This window comes from Shewanella sp. KCT (assembly GCF_007636505.1).
GTDB classification, from domain to species: domain Bacteria; phylum Pseudomonadota; class Gammaproteobacteria; order Enterobacterales; family Shewanellaceae; genus Shewanella; species Shewanella halotolerans.
Genome location: NZ_LVDJ01000017.1, coordinates 37,206 through 58,403, shown reverse-complemented (window position 1 = coordinate 58,403; position 21,198 = coordinate 37,206). Strand labels below are relative to the sequence as shown.

Here is a 21,198-nt window from a genome sequence, read left to right as displayed (position 1 = left end):
CTTGTTCTCGAGCGTTTGTCCTACGCTACTTCTGATCACTTACCTACCGGTGATTGGTATTACAATTTGACTTGAAAAAAGTGGCGAGACGGTAGAATGGTTTTGAGAACAATAAAGAGGCGCCAGCCTCTACACACATATATAGCTTAAGGCTATCGGGTAGACTGGCGGAAAAATTGTTGCGAAGCAAACTCGTCGATCATCTTCTGTTCCTGTTTGGCCTCAAACTTTTGTTTTGCTTCGGCTTTATGCGCGAGTAACAGCTCGACCGCCTTACGCTTTTGTTGCTTACCCTGCCAATACTGCTGAGCCTTCTGACGCTGCTTATCCGTCTCCGACACGGCGAAGACCTGCTTCTCGATCGCCTCATCTATCTGACGGATAAACTGATGAAACTGATGGTAGCTGCTGGCGGCAATCACTTGCCCCTGTTGCGCCTCCATCTGTTTCATGTAATCGAGACGATACTGCTGCAGGGCATCGAGCTGCTGGCGGCACTTGTTGAGCGTCAGCTGTACGCCTCTTAGCTGAGTCGCTGCGGCCTCCTCGGCGTCGAGGGCTAACTTGAGTACTGTCTCTAAGGGATCATGCTTTGCCATGGCCGTTACGCTCTCCGATAAAATTCAGGCTAGACCTGACACTGGGCGCTCAATTGCCCCAGCATCAAGGCGCTGGAATCGAAGCTGATGGCTTCCTTCATGGTCTGGCGCAAGAAGGCATTCATGGCTGGCTGCAGCCTTATGGCGTTATCGATACGAGGGTCACTCCCCTGAGTATAGGCACCGATAGAGATAAGGTCGCGGTTCTGTTGGTAAAGAGAATACATCTGCTTCACCCGGCGTGTCGCCTCCAGATGAGCATCACTGATCACCATAGGTGCCACACGACTGATAGAGGCCTCGACATCGATGGCCGGGTAATGACCCGAATCGGCTAATGCCCGCGATAAGACGATATGACCATCGAGGATCGCCCGCGCCGCATCCGCGATCGGATCCTGCAGGTCATCCCCCTCGGTCAGCACGGTATAGAAGGCGGTAATTGAGCCCTGGCCAGCGCCGCCGTTGCCAGCGCGCTCCACCAGTTTAGGCAGCTTGGCAAACACAGAGGGCGGATAGCCCTTGGTGGCCGGCGGCTCACCGACGGCCAGGGCGATCTCACGCTGGGCCTGGGCGTAACGGGTCAGGCTATCCATCAGCAGCAATACGTTATAACCCAGATCGCGAAAATACTCGGCGATACGGGTCGAGGTCTCACAGGCTCGAAGACGCATCAGCGGCGAGGTATCGGCGGGCGCCGCCACCACCACGCTGCGGGCACGTCCCTCGGCGCCCAAGATCTCCTCGATAAACTCTTTCACTTCGCGGCCACGCTCACCGACCAGACCAACCACGATCACATCGGCCGTTGTGCCCCGGGTCATCATGCCCAGCAGCACACTCTTACCCACACCCGAACCGGCAAACAGGCCCATACGTTGTCCCTTACCTACAGTCAACATGGCGTTGATGGCGCGCACCCCCACATCCAAAGGTTCACTGATGGCGCGGCGCGCCAAGGGATTTAACATGGTGGCATGGCGAGTGGCTTTCTGATCGGTATGCAGCTGCCCCAAGCCGTCAATCGGCGCACCATTGCCATCGAGCACGCGGCCAAGCAGGCCCATGCCGACATTCAGCCCTGTCTGCTCACCCAGCGGCGTTACCTTGGCACCTGGCATTACGCCGCTTAGCTCCTCGATGGGCATCAAATAGAGTAGCTTGTCATCGAAGCCTATCACCTCGGCGATCAGATCTCCTGCCATGGTGGCTATGCTACACAGACTGCCCACGGGCGCCTTGCAACCGGTAGCCTCCAGGGTGAGACCCACCACGCGCACCAGCTGGCCCGAGGCCTCCGGCATAAAAGGGGCGACCGCCTGGGTATGCTGCCTTAACTTATCAAGAAGCCGGTTTTGACGTGTCTTCATCTGGGCTCGTCTCTTGCGGTGCTTCTGGTGCAATCTGTTCGCTCGGCGCGACTTGCGATGCGTCAACTGCTTGCGTTTGTTGCGGCTCGCTTGCCAGACTATCTGTTTCGAGGCCCGCTTGTGCAGCGTCGTCTTGGTCTTGGTTTTGGTTTTGGTTTTGGTTTTGGTCTTGATGCTCGGGGACCTTCTCCATGGCAGCTATCTGTTGTAGCCTTTGCTGCTCGAGGCGCTGCTCGCTGGCGATAAGCTTATCGAACACCGCCTTGATGCGATGCTCCAGCCCCATATCCACCCGGCTACGGCTGTTGCTTACGATACACTCGCCGCGGCTCAAGGTCGGGTCTGCCTCTAACTCCCAATGATTTTTTGTGAGCTGCGCGCTTTCATAGAGTCGCTCGACGATAGCGAGATCCTCTGGATGTAGACGCAGATGCGCCCCCTGCTCTTTCAGCGGTAGGGCGTCGACCCCTTGGCGCAGGGCGGCGAGAATATGTTCGGGATGTGTCTTGAGCTCGTGGCCGATCACCGCCTTAGCCAGGGTCATGCTGAGCTGCACCAGGGCTTGTTCTATTTCGGTGTCAAGCAGGGAGAGCGGCATTGATAGCTGCTGCATCAGGGCTTCAAATTGCGCAATCGTCTGTTTTGCCTCGGCGAGGCCAGCCTCCATACCCTGAGCCTGTCCTTGACGATAGCCCTCCTCGTGGCCCTGCTCCAGGCCTTTCAGTCGGCCCTCTTCCAAGCCCTTAGCCATACCGGCTTCCTGGCCCTGAGCGAAGCCTTCGGCCTCGGCCTCGGCGCGGATCGACTCGATCTCTTCCAGGGTGGGGGGCATCACGGGCTCATCGACCGCCTTGGCCGCCTTTTGCGGGGCGATGCGGCCGAACATGTTCTCCTTGGGCTCATTCACCACAGGGGTTACATCGGGCAGCTGCCAATGGCTAAAATCGGCTTGTGTGCTTTGTACGCCTTGCCCCTCTTGGGGCTTCTTGTCACCAGACATGGTCATTAGAGGAACTCTTCTCCGCCGCTACCACCTAGAATGATCTCACCGGCATCGCTTAAGCGACGAGCAATAGAGAGGATCTCCTTCTGAGCCACTTCCACTTCGCTGATCCGTATTGGCCCCATGGCCTCGAGATCGTCTTTAAGCAGCTCGGCAGCACGCTTGGACATGTTGCCGAGGATCTTCTCTTTGAGTTGATCGTCTGCCCCCTTGAGGGCCTTCATCAACACATCCTGCTGCACTTCACGCAGCAAGGTTTGAATACCCATGTCGTCGACATCTGCCAGGTTTTCGAAGACAAACATCAGATCTTGGATCTGCTGCGCCATCTCTTCGTCGGTCTCGCGCAGCGTCTCCATCAGCTGGCTTTCGACGCCAGTATCCAGGTAGTTCATGATGTTGGCCGCTGCCTTCAGGCCGCCCATCTTCGCTGCCTGTGCGCCGCCCTGACCGGCAAACTGTTTCTCCATGATGTCGTTAAGCTCTTGCAGCGCCGCCGGTTGTACCTCTTCGAGGTTGGCGATACGCATCATCAAGTCGAGACGGGTATTTTCCGGTGCCTGAGCAAAAATTTCGGCGGCCTGATCCGGCTCGAGATAGGAGAGCACAATCGTCTGGATCTGCGGGTGTTCGTTCTGAATGATGGTGGCCACCTGACGGGCGTCCATCCACTTGAGTGACTCTAGGCCCTTTGCACCACCACCCATGATGATCTGCTCGATAAGATTACCCGCCTTATCTTCACCCAGGGCGGCGGTTAGGGCATTACGCACGAACTCTTCGCTGTTAAAGCCGATGGAGGAGTATTTCTGTACCTCCTCCAGAAACAGCTTGTGTACGCCTATCACCTTGTTTTGGCCGAAGTCTTTCATGGCCGCCATGGCCATACCCACCTTTTGCACCTGCTTAGGCTCGAGGTGTTTTAAGATTGACGCGGCGTCGGCTTCGCTAAGGCTGAGTAGCAGGATGGCTGTCTTCTCGATACCGGTCAGATCTTTGGTATTGAACTCACCGTTAGCTGTGTCGATCTCTTTGTCTTTACTCATTTTCTTGTAACCATCCCTTGACGACTTGCGTAGACAACTCAGGCTCGTTGGCCACCAATGCACGTATGGCCTTTATCATATCATCGTCTTTATGCAGATCCGGTATCAAAATTGACCCATCATCGGCGTAGCTGTATTCCGCATCGGGACGATTGAGCATGCCAAGGGTATCGGCGGCATACTGATCCTCAATCTCCGCTAACTCATCACCCAAAGATGGCGCATCCGGCATCTTCTGACCATCTGGGTAGATAAGGCGCTTGAGCATAGGGCGCACCACGAACAGAATAAGCACCAGGATGATTAGACCGCCCATCACCAGCTTGATGGCTCGCCAGAACCAAGGCTCCTCGTAGATGGCCAGCGCCGGCGCCTCTTCCACCAGTTGATCCATGAAGGGAACTGTGACCACCTCTATCATGTCGCCGCGTTGGGTATTGAAACCTACGGCCCCTTCTAGCAGGCGGCGAATGTTGCTCAGCTCCTGCTCTGTGCGAGCGACCCGGGTCACCTGACCGTCTTCACCGGCAGGTCCCGTCTTGAAATCGACCGCCACCGACACGCTAACCCGTCTGACCACCCCCACCTGCTGGCGGGTATGGCTGATGGTGGTGTCTAGCTCATAGTTACGGGTCGCCTCCTTGTGGCTGGAACCCGGCAGGGTCTGCTCCTGAGTGCTAGTGCCGGTGGCCTGCTGAGGAATATTGGCTTCCATCGGCGGCTGGTTGCTCAGCGCACCGGCGATGCCACCTGTGCTGGCGCCGGTAGAGTTATTCTCAACCGTCATCTCGCTGCGCACCGCGGGCAGATCCGGGTTATAACGCTTGGCGGTCTGCTCGACCGAGGTGAAGTCCATGTTCACGTCGACCTGGGCGGTAAAGTTTTCCGGCCCCAGAATCGGCATCAGAATCGATTCAATCTTGCTGCGGTATTCGGCTTCTTTCTGCTGCACCAGCTCGAGCTCGCGTCTGGCTCTGGCCGAACCTGCAGTTTGACTGCCTGAGTTTAGCAGGCGACCGTTAGCGTCGGTCACAGTAACCCGAGTCGGCTCGAGACCGTGCACCGCCGAGGCAACGATATCTACGATGGAATCGACCTCCTCCTGACCCAGACCGCCACGGCGGGTATTAACCACCACGGTCGCGCTTGGCTTGGAGCGATTACGGGCAAACACGTTCTCTTTAGGAATGGCCAGGATCACCTTGGCGCGACTGACGCTCTTTAACTCTTCGATGGTGCGCGCCAGGTTTTGCTCCTGACTGTTTTTGAGTCTGGCGGCCTCCATGCGTTGGCTCACGCCAAAGCCGCTGTCTTTAGAGAGGTAATCGTCACGGTTAGGTGAATTATCGATACCGGCGCGGCTCAGCATCATCTTAACGTCTTGGTACTGATCTTCCGGCACCTTAAGCACGTCGACATCGATCTGATAGTTGACCTTGTTCTTGTCCAGCACATCAAGGACCTGCACCATCTCCTGGGTATCCATCTTACCCAGAGGGCGGTATTCGGGCTCCTGGGCCCACAACATGACGAAGACGGCCAACGCCAGACAGATAGCCAACGCCAGGATCATGGTGATCTGTCTGAGCATGTCGACACCGCCAAACATACCGCCGCTTGGCTTATGTTCTTCTTGTACGCCGCCTGCCAACATATCCTGTGTTGTGCCAGCGCCAGTTCCGACTACCATATCTGTGCTCACGATAAATACCTGCCGTTATCTTTCTTAATCTTTAGGGAGTCCATGCCTAGACAGGCATACTCATGATCTCTTTGTAGGCTTCCACCAGCTTGTTGCGCACCTGAACGGTGGCCTCGAATGCCACGCTGGCCTTCTCTCTGGCGATCACAGTATCTGACAGGGTCACCCGGGTATCGCCCATATCCAGACGTGTCTGCAGCGAAGATGAGGTGGCCTGCAGCGCATTGACATTGCCCACAGCTTCAGACAAGAGGCTACCAAAGTCGCTACCACTGGTGTTCGCCACCTGCTGGGTGATATTAGGCGTGATCCCATTAGGCTTAATTTCGCCCGTGAGTGTCTGCATCTCTTGCAGTAATGAATTGGCACCTATCTGCATCTTGGCCTCCGCTATCGTCGTGAAATTGACGAAATCTATTCTTATTCAGACCAATGCAATATGTTTGCCAAAAATAGAAAAAGCCGACAAACCCAGATTATTGGGTGTCGGCTTCAAAGAGTTCAGGTGAGATATGCTGGCTCTAAAGCAACGGTTTGCTTCCTTCACTAACGCAAATAGACCAAAACGGTTACGCCTATCAGGCAGGGATCTGAATGCCCATGTCGCGCATACGCGCCATCTTATATCTCAGGGTGCGGGCGCTGATCCCCAGCTTTTCGGCTACCTGCTTGCGGCTGCCGTTACACTGATTGAGGGTCTCTAGGATGATCACATGTTCCTGTGCCTTGAGCTCATCCCCCAGCCCCTCGGGCTCGGCGATCTTTTCACTCTCAAAGGTGGACTCCAGCATCACATCCTGAGTATCGATGACGATATCCTTGGCGCAGATGGTGTCGCCTGACTGTAAGATCAGGGCGCGCTGAACCACGTTGTCCAGCTCTCGCACGTTGCCCGGCCACCTGTGGCCCAATAGACGCCTGCTTGCCTGATCGTCCAGGCTTGGCGCCACAACTAAACCGGCAGCCTTGGCATGACGCAACACCAGGTGTCTAGCAAGTGGCAAGATATCCGCCGGGCGTTGATGCAGCGCCGGCCAAGTCAGCGGGAACACATTGATGCGATAATAGAGATCTTCCCTAAAAGCGCCTTTGGTCGCCATCGCCTTAAGGTCACGGTTAGAGGTCGCCAGCACTCGCACATCGAGTTTGATCGTCTTACGGCCGCCGAGTCGCTCGACTTCCCGTTCCTGTAATACCCTGAGCAGCTTAGCTTGCAGCCCCAGATCCATCTCGGAGATCTCATCGAGCAGCAAGGTGCCGCCCTGAGCCTGTTCAAACTTACCGGGACAGGCCTGATAGGCCCCGGTAAAGGCCCCCTTCTCGTAGCCAAACAGTGTGGCTTCGAGCATGTTTTCAGGAATTGCCGCACAGTTGATTGCCACAAACGGCTCGCTGGCACGCTGGCTGTGTTGATGAATATAGCGGGCAAGCACCTCTTTACCCGAGCCACTCGGCCCCATGATCATCACGGAAGCATCGGACTGAGCCACCTTCTGTGCCAGCGCCAGGAGCGCCAGGCTGCGCTCATCGGCCACCACAGGTTGATCTTCGATAAGCTTAGGTTTGAGATAACGAGACACCTGGTTGAGCAGGACCTCTGGCGCGAAGGGTTTCGCAAGATAGTCCACCGCGCCGAGTTTAATGGCGCTTACTGCACTGTCTATGGTGGCAAAAGCCGTCATCAATAAGATGGGCACCTGGGCGTTATGCTGCTGAAGATAGTTCACCAGCCCTAGGCCGCCTATCCCCTCCATCTGCACGTCGCTGATCACCATGTCGAATTCCTGGCCCTTGAGCGCGACGATGGCCGCCTCGGCCGATTCCACATCGACACATTCATACTGCGCCAGCAACAAGGTATCGACTAGGGCTTCGCGCAGCGCCGCATCATCTTCAACGAGTAATATCTTGGCTTCAGCCATGGCTTACCTCCAGCCCAGAATCGGCCGAAACAACCGGCAGGTTAAACGAGGCGCGACATCCCTTTCCCGCGATACAATTGAGTTGCAAGCGGCCCTGATGATTTGCCACAACCGTCTGCACTACCGCTAAGCCCAGACCAGTCCCTTGGGCCTTAGTGGTGAAGAAAGGCTCTAACACCTTCTCCTGCATGTTGGCATCGAGCCCCTTACCGTTGTCGACTACCTCGAAGGCGACAGTCCCTGCCTCGTCTTGGGCATTAAGCCAGATCTGACTGGCCCCGGCCTCGATACTGTTCATAACAAGATTGTTGATCGCCGAGCTGAGCGCCGCCGGATTAGCCTTAAAGCGCAAGTGAGTGTCTAGCTTAAGATGCAGTTGGCAACCCTTACGCTCGGCGATAGGTTCGCAGTTGGCCATCACGCTACTCATCACCTGCCGCATGTTGCAAACTTCGGTCAATTCCTGCTGACGCCCCTTGGCCATCAGCAACATGTCATCCACCTGTTGCGACAGTTCGTTGAGTCTGTCGATAAGCTTGCCCTGAAAACGCTCCCTTGAGGCCTGGGTCAGCTTAGGGCTCCCCAGGTTCGCGGCGTAGAGTAGGGCCGCCGACAAAGGTGTTCGCACCTGGTGGGCAAGGCTGGCCACCATCTTACCTAAGGCCGAGAGGCGTTGCAGATGTGAGAGATTCTTCTGCAGCAGACGGGTTTCGGTCAAGTCGGTCAAGACGATTAGCTGACCAGGCTCGGGCGTTAGCGGCGTAATCGCCAGCTTAACCCGACGACCGTTCTTCAACGAGACCTCATGACCGTCGTCATCTTGGGGCGAAAAGGCACGGTTGATCACCTGTAACCAGCGCATGCCCGCCAGGGGCTGCCCTAGCAATTGCACGGCAACGGGATTAGCATCTGTCACCACACCATCACCATTGAGGATCACTACACCCGATGGCATGGCCTGGAGTATATGTTCCATGCGGCTGGAGATGGCATCGTTTGCCACCTCACCACCCATGACTTGGGAAGGAGCCAATGTTACCTGCGCCTGCGCTGTATATGCCACCTTTGGATTCGCGGCCATAACCACTCCGTCAATAATTTGCTGCTAAACAGGCCAATGCAGGTAACATGCCAATTAAAAAAGCTAACAAAAAGTCAGAATTAACAGAGAATTATGAGTCAGATACGACAAAGGCCCAGAAATGGGCCCTTGTTTATGGCGTGCGGCGAGCAGGAGTTAATCTTTGCTCATGCCATACTTGCGCATCTTCTCAACCAGTGTGGTACGGCGGATGCCAAGCATTTCTGCGGCGCGTGCCACCACATTATCTTGTTGATCCAGTGCCTGGCGAATCATATCGATCTCAAGCTCGGCCAACAGGTCCTTAAGGTTCACCCCTTCTGGTGGCAGTTCACTAGGGAAACGGCTCTCGGGAATATCGACCGCTACCTCATCGCTGAAGATAGAGGCCAGCGCATCGCGTTCCAGCTCCTCTTCACTGACCTGAACCTGATATTCAGGCACATCGATATGACGATATTTAAGTGGCAGGTCATTAACGTCGACCAAGCCACCCGGATAGAGGATCGTCAGACGCTCGACCAGGTTAGAGAGTTCACGCACGTTACCCGACCAGCTATGTTCCTTGAGTGACTCAATCGCACGCTGAGTAAAACGCACCTTGCCACGCCCCTCGTTATAGACGCGGCTTACTAACTCTTGCAGCAAGAGTGGGATATCGTCTTTGCGCTCGCAAAGGGCCGGCATCTCTACGGGAAACACATTGAGACGATAGAAGAGATCTTCGCGAAACTCGCCGTTGGCGATCATAGTTTCAAGCTCTCTGTGGGTCGCCGCGATGACACGCACATTGGTGTGAATAGGCTTGCTGCCACCGACACGCTCGAAGACGCGCTCTTGCAATACACGCAGCAGTTTCACCTGCATCTGCAAAGGCATGTCACCTATCTCATCGAGGAACAGGGTTCCCCCTTCGGCAAGCTCGAAACGTCCCTTACGGGCACTGATCGCGCCGGTAAATGAGCCCTTCTCATGACCGAACAGCTCACTCTCGAGTAGTTCTGGCGGGATGGCGCCACAGTTCACCGGGATGAAAGGTCCATCACGACGTTCGGAAATATAGTGGATATTGCGAGCAACCACCTCTTTGCCTGTACCGGACTGGCCTAAGACTAAGACAGTAGCATCTGAACCCGCGACCTGATTGATCAGGTGACGCACCTGGGCGATCCCTTCACTGCGGCCCACTAGGCTGCGAAACAGTTTTGTCTGGTTACCACTGGTAGGAATATCTGGACGCTTAGCCTGCACAAACACTTGGCAAAAATGCAGCAGCTCGGTCAATTGAGGATAATTTAACGGCTCTTCGATACACCCCAACACATTGCCTGCCGACACATCGCCATTAGAGCCCAACAACAAGATTGGCTGCCAAGGCATAGAGGTGGCGATAGATTGCAACAGGGTCTTGTTTTGCGCCTCTTGTGCAATCACAAGTGCTCTATAGCGGGTATTCGACATTCGAGATTCGAGTTTATCGACGGCAAGCAACTCGACCTGCTCACCAAGAAACTCAAAAACACAAGATAAGCGATTAATTCGCTCTGACTGATTACCGACAAGTAGAATTCGTTGATCTGTATGCATCATTTAAGAAGGCCGTAAAGCACTCAGTGTTATTCGCATTAATTATTAGTGTTAGTTGCTTCGAAAGCGAGATAATCGTTTTAATCCAGTTTTCCAAAAAATGACTATCACACGGAATAGTGTATTATCAGCAGCACATTAGCAAGTATCAGATTCATTTTCTGACAAACTCATCTGATTTTAGAGCAAATTCTCAACGTATCAAGCATCGGGCGCCAATCATTTGACGCCTGACAAAAAGTTGTTGTTCAGAAAGATAGTCGAGGCGATTAAATTGCCTCTGTGTGTGATGCTAAATGGTGTTCATTTTGTGGAATCGCGTCCCACCCTTCCTTGATGGTTCGGATGATCTCGCTCACATCATCGATGGCCTTTACATCGTTATTCATGTTGGCCTCGGAGATCTTACGCAACATGAAATCATAGAGGTCGCTAAGGTTACTGGCGATCTCGCCACCTGCTTCCATATTCAAACTGTTGTTAAGCCCAGTGATAATGCCTATGGCCTTGCCGATATAGATACCTTTATTTTCTATATCATTGTTTTCTATTGCATAACGACTCTGGGCCAATCGTTGCAGCGCACCTTCAAACATCATCTGGATAATTCTGTGTGGTGAAGCGACTGAAATCTCGCTCTCTAATGACACCTTGCGATATGACTGCAGTGACTTTCTCATAAAAACCTACCTTTCTGCATCTATAGACTTATAAACATTAAGTTGGCGTTGACTCTTACGTCCGACATGCAGTAACTCTTGACGATGCTTTAACAGGCTTACCGCCTGTGTTGTAAAGCTGCTGGTTAATTCCAGCTGAGTCTGCAATAGGGCTCTGTCTTCCTCTTTAGGTGAGGCGAGCACCTCGTCGAGTAAAAGTTGACGCTTGCCAACCAAGTCTAGCAAGTTCGATACCAACTCATCCGCGTCTTCCTGTTCGGCAGGTAGCTGTTCCAGACGCCGCATGACCTGGGTAATTTGTTCGTTTAGCTTATCTAAAGGCTCCAATACACTTCCTTCTTACAACACTCTCGATTAGCCCTTCTGAGAAACAACACCTGGCAGCGAGTTCAGTCCGTTAACTATACCTGCTGACTGTTGATTCAATTTACCCACAACCAGATCCATCGCATTAAACTGCTTGAACAGACGGGCTTGTAATTGTTCCATCTTCAAAGAAAAAGCTTCTCTCTGATCATCCAAGCGTTTCTTATCGGCGGTATAGGCATTATTACGAGAATCGATCAGGCCACCACTCTTAACATAACCTTCAACTAAGGTGTCCAATCTGTTGGCCAAACCTGTGGTATCTGTCGCAAACAAGCCCTCGATGCTACTCATATCTTCACTGATGGCTTTATCAAGCTTAGTGCTATTAACCGACAGCTTGCCGTAGCGATCTGCCTCTATACCTATGTCATAGAGGGCAACCGACTGTCCACCACCAAGATCAACACGATTTGAGATCATATTACGCATCTGAGACTCAATTGAGCGTATCATCGAATCCCCCTGAAGCGCAGAGGCTTTCTCTTTCTCTGCGTCGTAGGAAGAGACCTTGTCTATGGTGCTCATCAGGTTGTTATAGGCGTCGACAAAACCCTGAACATTCTCTTTTACCGCATCTTCATCGAGTTCTATCTTAAGCACTGAGGTCTTATTAAGATCGGCGTCGGTAAGATTAAGGGTCACACCGGCAATCGCATTTTTAATTTCGTTGGTTTGCGACTGTAGCTTCTGGCCATCAATGTAGACGATTGACTCTTTGGCGGCCTGCACTTCGCTCAGATTTCCTACGCCAAACATGTCGCTAAGACCTGTACCAGAGGTATCGCTTGCAGTTACGCTGATGTTATTATCCGGCCCTTCGGTATCGGAACTGATCACCAGACGACTGCCACCATCGGTAGTGACTATCGTTGCGGTAACCCCGACATTGTCGTCGGCACTGTTAATCTTGTCTGCAATGGCTGACAGCGAGTCGCCTGCGGCCACATCGACAGAGAAACTCTGACCATTTACGGTAAAGCCGAGACTGCCCTCACCTACTGCTGCACTGGCATCGGCCGTGAAGGCCCCTGCCACCTTGTGACGCTGGGCGAGTTGCTCAACGACTATGTTATAGCTACCCGTCTGCGCATTTTTATCGGCAGTGGCCGTAAAGAAGCTGCTGTCACCGGTTGAAACCTGACGTTGATTTAGACTGCTGCCATCTTTGAGTTTTTCAAGGGCATCCTGAAACTTTGACAGAGCACTCTTTAGCGAGCCCATGGCCGAGACTTTCGCATCGATTGTGTCTTCTGTCTTATTAAAGATCGCTTCTTTAGGCACCTTCTCAGCATCAACCAGCACCCCCACAATCGTGTTGATATCAAGCCCTGAACCTATGCCTGTTGCCGTTAATGCCATAACTACCTCTACTCAAACTCCAGCTGAAACTTAAGCTTCAGTTTTCATTAATAATCCAGTGACTTCAGAAAGTTTCTGTGCCAACCTCAATGCTTCTTCGTTTGGAATTTGACGGATTACATCACCCGAATCAATATCCATAACGCTAACAATATTTGTGCCAGAATCTTCATCAATCTTAAAGGCCAAGCCCTTACGCATCACAGACATCATATTTGACATCTCTTCGACCAACTTCTGCATCGCTTCAGGCGACGTCTCTTGTTCTTGCGCCTGCTCCGCTTCGGCTTGATTAGTCTGCTCAACCGCCTTTATCGATCCTTTGGCTAATTCCACGTCCTCTGCCGCATTTGCTTTAACAGGCGTCATGCCTATATCAATTTTAGCAGCTGTAGCATTGGATGAATTAACAGTATTAATATCCATGACCTATACCTCTACTTCGTTAATTTATCCTTAAAATCACGAAAGGGAGATCCGTCGCCGAACCTCCCTTGTCTTCATCAAACTCGGTCTAACCCATTACTTTATTAGAGTAAAGATAGGGCAACCTGTGGCAGCTGGTTAGCTTGAGCTAGCATAGCCGAACCTGTTTGCTGAAGCACTTGGTTCTTAGTCATAGCAGAGGTTTCTTTCGCGAAATCCACGTCTACGATACGGCTCTTAGCATCAGCAACGTTAGCCTGAGTGTTAGCGCTGTTGCTGATGTTGTGTGCCAAACGGTTCTGAATCGCACCCAAATCTGCTCTTTGAGTATCAATAGTCTTAATAGCCTTATCAATTGCACCCAGTGCAGAAGCGCGGTTTGCAGAAGTAGCTAAAGCTAAACCTGATACTGATAGACTTGTTTTATTAGACGCTTTAACTGTAACAGTGATATCTTCGCCATCCTGATGACCAACTTGGAATGCCTTACCTGTAGCGAATCCACCGGACAATAGCTTAGTATTACCAAAAGCTGTAGTCGAACCAATCGCATCAATTTCATTAACCAATTGATCCATTTCAGCTTTAAGTGCAGCAATATCATCAACACTGTTCGCGCCGTTTTCGGCTTGAATAGTCAAATCACGCATGCGTTGCAGCATGTTTGTTTGCTCTTGCATCGCACCTTCAGCAATCTGAGCGATTGAGATCGCGTCGTTGGCGTTACGCATGCCCACTTCTAGACCACGAACTTGAGAATTCAGACGGTTAGAAATTGATAAACCTGCCGCATCGTCTTTTGCACTGTTGATGCGAAGACCACTTGATAAACGCTCCATAGAGGTAGCTAGGTTACCACTTGAATGATTCAAGTTCTTTTGAGCTTTCATCGATGTAACGTTGGTGTTTACTGTAATAGCCATAATCGTTTCCTCTTTATACCTGACTTAATCACTTGCCTGTCTGATTAAGCCAGGCTGAGCTTATTGGTTACAGTGTATTTAACGGCAGAGCTTTTTCGATCTTTAGAAAATTTTTCAGAAAAAACAGCTTATTTTAAATAAGTCATTAAATTTAACAACTTGCATCCACACGGCAGTAAAGTAAAAATCCACCTTCTGAAGAAGGTGGCTTTGTATTAGCCCCCTAAAAGGGGGCGTTACCTAGTTCAACTCCAACTGCGGCAGTTCCTGCTTTTCAACTATTTCCTGATGGCGAACATACCTTCTTATGACTTCTTCATTGATTCCTACTGTGTCAACAAAGTACCCTCGCTGCCAAAAGTGGTTACCCCACAACTTATTCTTTCTTAAATAGGGATATTTACTGCAAATTTTTAGAGCTATTTTTCCTTTTAAAGCTCCCATCAATTTTGAAATAGACAGCTTTGGAGGCACTTTAATTACTAGATGTACATGATCTATTTGAACATTGAGCTCATCAACAGTGCAGCCTAGCTGTTCACTGTAAACTTGAATACAGCGGTATACATCCTTACCCAGTTTGTTTTTTAGAAGCCTAAATCGATATTTAGGCGTCCACACTATGTGATATTGACATCGCCAATACACATGCGATGCTTTCTCATATCTACTCTTGTTTTTTGTCCTCTGTTACTTCGCTAAAAGTCAGAGTCCAATTAACATGAGTAGATATTCAGGCAAAGCCTAAATGATGATAACCACCTACTGAAGTAGGTGGTTTAGGGCTGAAAATAAAAAACGGTGCAATAACAACATTTGCACCGTTCCTATCTATTATAAAATAAGCGAATTATTAACCCAGTAATGACAAAGCAACCTGGGGTAACTGGTTGGCCTGCGCCAGCATGGCAGAACCAGTTTGCTGTAGCACCTGATTCTTAGTCATAGTCGAGGTTTCTTTGGCGAAATCCACATCTACGATACGACTCTTAGCATCAGCGACGTTTGCTTGCGTATTCGCACTATTACTAATGTTATGTGCTAAGCGGTTTTGAATCGCACCTAAATCAGCTCTTTGAGTGTCAATAGTCTTAATCGCTTTATCAATAGCACCTAATGCTGATGCTCGGTTTGCCGCAGTGGAATTTTTTAGTGATCCAACAGACAAACTGGTCTTGTCTGTCGTCTTCACTTTAACAATAATATCTTCACCATCTTGGTGACCGACTTGGAACGCTTTGCCAGTAGAGAATTCACCCTGTAATAATTTTGTATTACCAAATGCGGTACTTTTACCGATATTATCAATCTCCGTCACCAGTTGATCCATTTCTGCTTTAAGAGCCGCTAAATCCTCTACACTATTCGCACCGTTTTCTGATTGAATAGTCAGGTCGCGCATACGTTGTAGCATGTTGGTCTGCTCTTGCATCGCACCTTCAGCAATCTGCGCAATTGAGATTGCATCGTTGGCGTTACGCATACCGACTTCGAGGCCACGTACCTGAGAGTTCAAGCGATTCGAAATCGCCAAACCAGCAGCATCATCTTTCGCACTGTTAATTTTCAAACCACTAGACAAACGCTCCATAGATTGGGCCAAGCCACCACTAGAAACATTTAAGTTCTTCTGAGCTTTCATCGATGTCACGTTAGTATTAACGGTAATAGCCATTGTGTTTTCCTCTTCTTGGTTGCACTGCCAAGACGTTGAGCTTGGCTAATAAATTCAAAGTTAAGTTAGTCAAAGGCCAAAGCCCGTTTAGATATAATCAAACAGTGTCGTCGACCCGACTTTGCTAAACACGCTCGATACGGCATTTAAGGCTAGCTGTTGTTTCTCTAGCTCAGTTATCGCCGAGGCATAATCTAAATCTTCAAGCAGTGAGAGCGCCGAACTGTTCACCAGTTTCTCTTCCACATGGGTCGAACTGTAACGTTCAATTTGCTTTAAGCTATTGCCGGCTTCACCGCGGGCAATACTCAATTGATTGACACCACTGTCGATATTATTCAACACTTGTGCCAACTCTGCTTTTCCCTCAGGGGTATTCACCTTATTGGGATCTTCAACCAAGGTGATCGCCTGATTGATGGTGTCGAAAATACTGATCTCTGTTTGCGGGGACAACGTAAAGGAGTCTCCCGCAACGGGCGCCCCGTCGATTGTGACTTCTATACCGTTAAAGATAACTGGATTGCTGGCATCAAAGTTAGTAAACACCTGAGCCGTCCCCGCTGAATCGGTTACGGTGAGATCGAGAACACCCACGCCGTTATCTGTAAAGGAAAAGGTATATTGCTCGGGCACAACGGGCAGATGCCCTGCTGGATTGGTTATTTTTGCGCTCAGTACCCGAAAATCTCCTACCTGGCCCGCCGAATAATTGGCGCTAAAGTCACCCAATGGATTCACTGCCTTCATAAAAGCACTATCACCCGGCACATTGGTGCCCAGGGTGACACCTGAAGCCACTATGGCTTGGCGCACACCACTGTCACCGCTATAAACCACATTTCCCGCCACATCGAAAGCAAAAGGCTGATTGCCAGTTTCATAGCCGGAAAACATATAGTTGCCCGATTCATCTTTGGTGTTGGCCACAGAAACCAACTCTTCCAATGTGCCTTTCAGCTCGTCGGCAATCATTTGCCGCTCGGAATCAGACAGGCTGCCATTCACTGCACGCAGGATCTGCTCTCTAACCGAGCCAGTCAGGGTTTCAGCTGTGCCTAGCTTGCTTTCGGTCAAGGCCAGACGATTGGTGGCATAGTCGATATTCTTCATAAACTGATCGACCAGGGCATTTTGCTGATTAAGGTTATCGATTCCGATAGCCGCCACAGGATCGTCGCCCGCGGTATTGACCCGCTTGCCACTGGCGATCTGATCGATGAGCTTGCTGGTCGCCGATTGCTTGTTAAGCACGCTATTAATGTTTTGATTAAACATCTGCGCCGTTGAGATCCGCATAATAAAGGCTCCTATCTCACCGAACTAAAGAGGGTGTCGAAAATTTCAGTGGCCGTGGTCATGATCCGCGCCGAGGCCTGATATGACTGTTGGAAGCGCATCAAATTGGCGGCCTCTTCATCCAGGTTCACCCCTGACTCACTCTGTACCCGGGTATAGGCCTGGGAATAAACGGCTTCGGCCGAACCAAAGGCCACCTCGGCCGCCTTTGCCTTGCCGCCCACCTGCAACTTGGTGCCTTCGTAAACATCGGCCAGGGTCGAGCCGCCATTGTTCATCAGTTTGGTTTCCGCGAGTTTTGCCATGGCTACTGCGTTGGTGTTATCTCCTTCGGCGAAGCTGAGATCGAAGGTAAATCTGTCTGTTGTCGAAACGCTAGCGTCCACCTCGAAGGTGAAGCCATAGGCACTGATGGATGGTGGTGTAAAAGCTGACGTACCAAGGGTATTCCCGGCTGCATCGAACACCTCGAAGGTACTAGCCCCATTATCTATCGCAAAGGTCAGCTCGCTACCCGTCAAGGGAAAATTGGCCGCATTGCGATTGTCGATACTCACCAGTTTGACCAGTTCGCTCCCCGTACTGGTATTGCTGGAAATCTTGGGTGCGGCAGCGGCAATCCCCTTAGGATCTGTCATCACCACCTTGATACCGGCCGCAGCGCCGGATGTGGGACGGATCTCAAATCTATCTCCCGAGGCCATGGCACCAGAATCGATATTGATACTAAAGCCGTCGCCACCGGTCAGCTGACTGCCATTAAGGGTCAATGGCGTCACAGTGCCGGTTTCTTGATCCCTTAGCTCATAAGTAGCAGGTGCGGTAAAGGTCAGCTCGTAGCTGCCACCGGACAGGGCATTGACATCATCTATGTTGACTCTAAGTGCCGCGTTACCCGTGTTATTGCCATAGGCGCCGGCGCGGCCCACAGACATGGCTGGATCGTTAATATCCAGGAAGAGATCGCTGCCGACTTCACCATTAAGATCGAAGCCTTGGGACTGCGCCTGATTAAAACTGTCGGCAATACCCAGAGCCAACTGGCCCATCTCTAGCTGCGCCGGGATCAGTGTCTCGTCGCGAAATTGAAACAGAGCACCCAGGCTGCCGCCCATCTTGCTGGGGTCGACCACTAAGGTCTGATTGCCGGCCGTGGTGGTGATACGCAACTCACCAGGATATGGGTCCCCCGTGGTCGCACCCATCTGCATAGAGACTTCGCCGGATACCAACATCACGGCGCCGCCGAGCATGATGCTCTTGGCACCCGATTCGAGTGGGATCACATTAACCTGAGCGTATTCGCTGAGCTCCTGGATCAGGGCATCCTGCTTATCGAGCAGCTGCATGTCGGCGCCCTGAGACTTCATCAGTTCCTGATTGATATGGCCAAGTTCGGTACTGATCTCATTGATCCTATCTGTCATGGCCGAGATCTGGTCGTTAGTTTGCTTTATCTGACCATCGAGCTGCGACTGCATCTGATTGAGCGCCTTGGCGATCTGGTCAGCATTACCCAGCAGACTGCCGCGAATGCCCATATCATCGGGCAGATCAGCCAGGCTGTTGAGCCCGGCAAAGAGATCGTTAAGGCTCTGCGGAACCGCCTTACCAATCTGAGAAAACAGCTGATCCAGCTCGCTCATCTTAGTCTGGGTGGTCTGCGCCTGGCTCAGCGCCGTCTGGCCGATACGCAGCTCACGGGCGGCATATTCGTTATAGATACGTTTGACGTCGGTAATATAGGTACCGGCGCCATAGAAGCTGTTGCCCAGACGCTGGGACTCCAGGCTAGACTGCTCCGCCACCTGACGGTGGTAGCCCTGAGTATTGGCATTGGTAATGTTGTTACTGGTCACCGCCAGCTGTGACTGAGAGGCAAGCACGCCGGTACGGGCGATATTCAGCAGATCCATCGACATTATGCTTTACCTCTTATTGCACCTGTTGCTAACTGAGCACTCATCGCTTATCACTCTCCACTTGTCACTTGCCAATGGCGGCGCCAAGCTGTTTGTTTACCGTCTGGGTTACTGTCTGAGTTACCGTCTGCATCACCTTGATCACCTTGTCGGCGTAATCTGGGTCTGTGGCATAACCGGCATCTTGCAAGCCACGGATGAAATCGGCGGGATTAGCGGCCTTGTCCATCGCATCCTGATAACGCTCGCCTTCGGAGATGAAAGAGACGAAATCGTCAAAACTTTGTTTGATATCCTGATACACCCTGAAATCGGCTCGTTGCTTCACCGCAACCCCATGTTCAAACTCCAGAGTGCTCACGCCGGCGCGCTCACCATCCCAGCGGCGATCGGCCTTGATGTTAAACAGGTTATTGCTAGGCTGACCATCGGCTCGGCGCACCATCTTCTGTCCCCAACCTGTCTCGAGTGCCGACTGGGCAATCAATACCTCTGGGCTGGTGCCCAAGGCCTTAGCCGCCTGCTCTGCATGGGGATAGACCGCCTTGACGAATGCCTCACGGCTCTCGAAACCCTTATTAGCCAAAGCTATTGGCGCCTGAGACGGCAAGACCTTGCCGCTCACTAGCTCATCAAATATCCGCGGCAAGGGCTTATCACCGCTCGATACCTTGCTTTGAACTTCTGCTTGAGCCAGAGATTGTCTATCAACTTGTTGCCCGCTGTTGGCAACCGGACTCACTATGCCGCCCCGCAGCACAGAAGCCGGCCTCATCTGGCTGGTCTGCGGCGAGAGCTGCTGCACCATGAGATCTGCAAGGCCCAGCATCCCCTTATCCGACAGGTTGACCGACATCTGCTGGTCATGCATCTGCTCATAAAATTTGGTGTACTGACTGTTCATGGGGCTGTCTGACTCAAACACCGCATTGGCATCGCGCATGCTTTTCATCAACATCTGCACGAAGATGCCCTCAAACTGCTGCGCCACCTCTTTGAGTGCCGCCTTGTCATCTTTTTGCGCCTTGGCACGTAGGGAGTCCAGACCCCCTATGTCCAAGAAATGCGATGCGTTTGACAGCTTATCCATGTTCTATCCCGATGCGTCTGCGACGATGATTAGTCGTCTGCGACAAAATTTAGATGATGATAAGCTCACCATGCAAAGCACCTGCCACCTTTAACGCTTCTAAGATGGCTAACACGTCAGATGGCGCGGCACCGACCAGATTCACCGCCCGCACCAGCTCATCGAGGGTAGTGCCGGGGTTAAACAGGAACATGCGATTATCCGCTTCAGACACATCTATGGTGCTGTCGCTGGTGACCACGGTATCGCCCCCCGCCAAGGGATTAGGCTGAGACACCTGGGTCGCCTCGGCGATAGTTACCGTCAGGCCGCCATGGGTCACCGCCGCCGGCAGCAGACGCACATCTTTGCCCACCACTATGGTGCCGGTACGAGAATTGACGATCACCTTGGCCGACTCGGACGCTGGCTCCACCTCGATATTTTCCAAGGTCGCCAGGAAAGAGACGCGCTGGGACACATCTCGCGGCGCACTCACCTGCACCGAGGCCGCATCCAGTGGACGGGCCATGCCAGGGCCAAGAAGATCGTTGATGGCATCGGCGAGACGTTTCGCCGTCGAAAAATCGGCGCGGCGCAGGTTAAAGGTTAGATGATCGCCGGTAGAAAATGGCGTCGCCACGGTGCGCTCGACGATGGCGCCGTTAGGGATACGACCCACGGTAGGCGTATTTTGAATCACCTTAGAGCCATCGAGTCCTTCGGCGCTAAAGCCACTAACCACCATGCTGCCCTGGGCAATGGCATACACGTTACCGTCGACCCCCTTGAGGAAGGTCTGCAGCAAAGTGCCACCGCGCAGGCTCTTGGCCTCACCCAGGCTAGAGACGGTGACATCAAGCGTCTGACCCGGCTTGATAAAGGCGGGCATGTCGGCACTCACCGCCACCACGGCGACGTTCTTGATCTTAGGGCGGAAGTTATCGGGCAGATTGATGCCGAAGTTTTTGAGCATTGTCTTAAAAGTCTGCTCGGTATAACGTGTCTTCTCGCCGGTGCCCGGCAAGCCGACCACCAGACCATAGCCGATCAGCTGGTTGCTACGTACCCCTTGTACGTTGGCGATATCTTTGATGCGCTGAGCCGAGCTGACGCTTGAAAACACCATCAGGGCACAGGCCAATATTAATTTCATCTTCATGGCA

The 21,198-nt window shown here is 52.0% G+C and carries 19 protein-coding genes and 1 pseudogene; all 20 read right to left on the bottom strand.

Annotated elements, in window-relative coordinates:
* Positions 1–152: 152 nt before the first annotated feature.
* Positions 153–599 (bottom strand): flagellar export protein FliJ, encoded by a 447-nt coding sequence (gene fliJ / locus AYI87_RS18880; protein WP_011865171.1) that lies wholly within the window; start codon positions 597–599, stop codon positions 153–155.
* Positions 600–628: 29 nt separating this feature from the next.
* Entirely contained in the window at positions 629–1,969 is a 1,341-nt protein-coding gene (gene fliI, locus AYI87_RS18875) for a flagellar protein export ATPase FliI (protein ID WP_144204208.1), read from the bottom strand.
* A complete protein-coding gene (gene fliH, locus AYI87_RS18870; protein ID WP_144204207.1) occupies positions 1,941–2,975 on the bottom strand; it encodes a flagellar assembly protein FliH in 1,035 nt (344 codons plus the stop codon). Before fliH ends, fliI begins: the two co-directional genes overlap by 29 nt.
* The gene (fliG, locus tag AYI87_RS18865) at positions 2,975–4,018 is read right to left on the bottom strand and encodes a flagellar motor switch protein FliG (RefSeq protein WP_011865168.1); all 1,044 of its coding nucleotides are present in this window, start codon (positions 4,016–4,018) and stop codon (positions 2,975–2,977) included. The genes fliH and fliG overlap by 1 nt, the downstream gene beginning before the upstream one ends.
* On the bottom strand, positions 4,011–5,708 hold the full coding sequence (gene fliF, locus AYI87_RS18860) for a flagellar basal-body MS-ring/collar protein FliF (protein WP_186300674.1): 1,698 nt from the start codon (positions 5,706–5,708) through the stop codon (positions 4,011–4,013). Before fliF ends, fliG begins: the two co-directional genes overlap by 8 nt.
* 58 nt (positions 5,709–5,766) lie before the next feature.
* Entirely contained in the window at positions 5,767–6,099 is a 333-nt protein-coding gene (gene fliE / locus AYI87_RS18855) for a flagellar hook-basal body complex protein FliE (protein ID WP_011865166.1), read from the bottom strand.
* Positions 6,100–6,298: 199 nt separating this feature from the next.
* Positions 6,299–7,642, bottom strand: coding sequence for a sigma-54-dependent transcriptional regulator (locus AYI87_RS18850; protein WP_144204205.1), 1,344 nt, complete (start codon positions 7,640–7,642; stop codon positions 6,299–6,301).
* Entirely contained in the window at positions 7,635–8,657 is a 1,023-nt protein-coding gene (locus AYI87_RS18845; RefSeq protein ID WP_409928982.1) for a sensor histidine kinase, read from the bottom strand. The genes AYI87_RS18850 and AYI87_RS18845 overlap by 8 nt, the downstream gene beginning before the upstream one ends.
* A gap of 222 nt (positions 8,658–8,879) precedes the next feature.
* On the bottom strand, positions 8,880–10,313 hold the full coding sequence (locus AYI87_RS18840) for a sigma-54 dependent transcriptional regulator (RefSeq protein ID WP_144204203.1): 1,434 nt from the start codon (positions 10,311–10,313) through the stop codon (positions 8,880–8,882).
* Positions 10,314–10,579: 266 nt separating this feature from the next.
* A complete protein-coding gene (gene fliS / locus AYI87_RS18835) occupies positions 10,580–10,990 on the bottom strand; it encodes a flagellar export chaperone FliS (protein ID WP_144204202.1) in 411 nt (136 codons plus the stop codon).
* 6 nt (positions 10,991–10,996) lie between these two features.
* A complete protein-coding gene (locus AYI87_RS18830) occupies positions 10,997–11,317 on the bottom strand; it encodes a hypothetical protein (RefSeq protein WP_144204201.1) in 321 nt (106 codons plus the stop codon).
* A gap of 27 nt (positions 11,318–11,344) precedes the next feature.
* A complete protein-coding gene (gene fliD / locus AYI87_RS18825; RefSeq protein WP_144204200.1) occupies positions 11,345–12,718 on the bottom strand; it encodes a flagellar filament capping protein FliD in 1,374 nt (457 codons plus the stop codon).
* A gap of 30 nt (positions 12,719–12,748) precedes the next feature.
* Positions 12,749–13,144 carry a flagellar protein FlaG gene (locus tag AYI87_RS18820; protein WP_144204199.1) on the bottom strand — a complete coding sequence of 132 codons (396 nt, stop codon included), beginning with the start codon at positions 13,142–13,144 and terminating at the stop codon, positions 12,749–12,751.
* A 104-nt stretch (positions 13,145–13,248) separates the two neighbouring features.
* Positions 13,249–14,067: a flagellin gene (locus AYI87_RS18815; protein WP_144204198.1), complete on the bottom strand. Its 819-nt coding sequence runs from the start codon at positions 14,065–14,067 to the stop codon at positions 13,249–13,251.
* 240 nt (positions 14,068–14,307) lie between these two features.
* Positions 14,308–14,739 (bottom strand): annotated as a pseudogene (gene tnpA, locus AYI87_RS18810) (IS200/IS605 family transposase); the annotation flags it as partial.
* 181 nt (positions 14,740–14,920) lie between these two features.
* Complete coding sequence (locus AYI87_RS18805) at positions 14,921–15,742, bottom strand: flagellin (protein WP_144204196.1); 822 nt, start codon at positions 15,740–15,742, stop codon at positions 14,921–14,923.
* Positions 15,743–15,829: 87 nt separating this feature from the next.
* The gene (gene flgL, locus AYI87_RS18800) at positions 15,830–17,041 is read right to left on the bottom strand and encodes a flagellar hook-associated protein FlgL (protein ID WP_144204195.1); all 1,212 of its coding nucleotides are present in this window, start codon (positions 17,039–17,041) and stop codon (positions 15,830–15,832) included.
* Between the two features lie 11 nt (positions 17,042–17,052).
* The gene (flgK, locus tag AYI87_RS18795) at positions 17,053–18,963 is read right to left on the bottom strand and encodes a flagellar hook-associated protein FlgK (protein ID WP_144204194.1); all 1,911 of its coding nucleotides are present in this window, start codon (positions 18,961–18,963) and stop codon (positions 17,053–17,055) included.
* A gap of 64 nt (positions 18,964–19,027) precedes the next feature.
* Complete coding sequence (gene flgJ, locus AYI87_RS18790) at positions 19,028–20,053, bottom strand: flagellar assembly peptidoglycan hydrolase FlgJ (protein WP_144204193.1); 1,026 nt, start codon at positions 20,051–20,053, stop codon at positions 19,028–19,030.
* A 49-nt stretch (positions 20,054–20,102) separates the two neighbouring features.
* On the bottom strand, positions 20,103–21,194 hold the full coding sequence (locus AYI87_RS18785) for a flagellar basal body P-ring protein FlgI (RefSeq protein WP_144204192.1): 1,092 nt from the start codon (positions 21,192–21,194) through the stop codon (positions 20,103–20,105).
* Between the last annotated feature and the right edge of the window lie 4 nt (positions 21,195–21,198).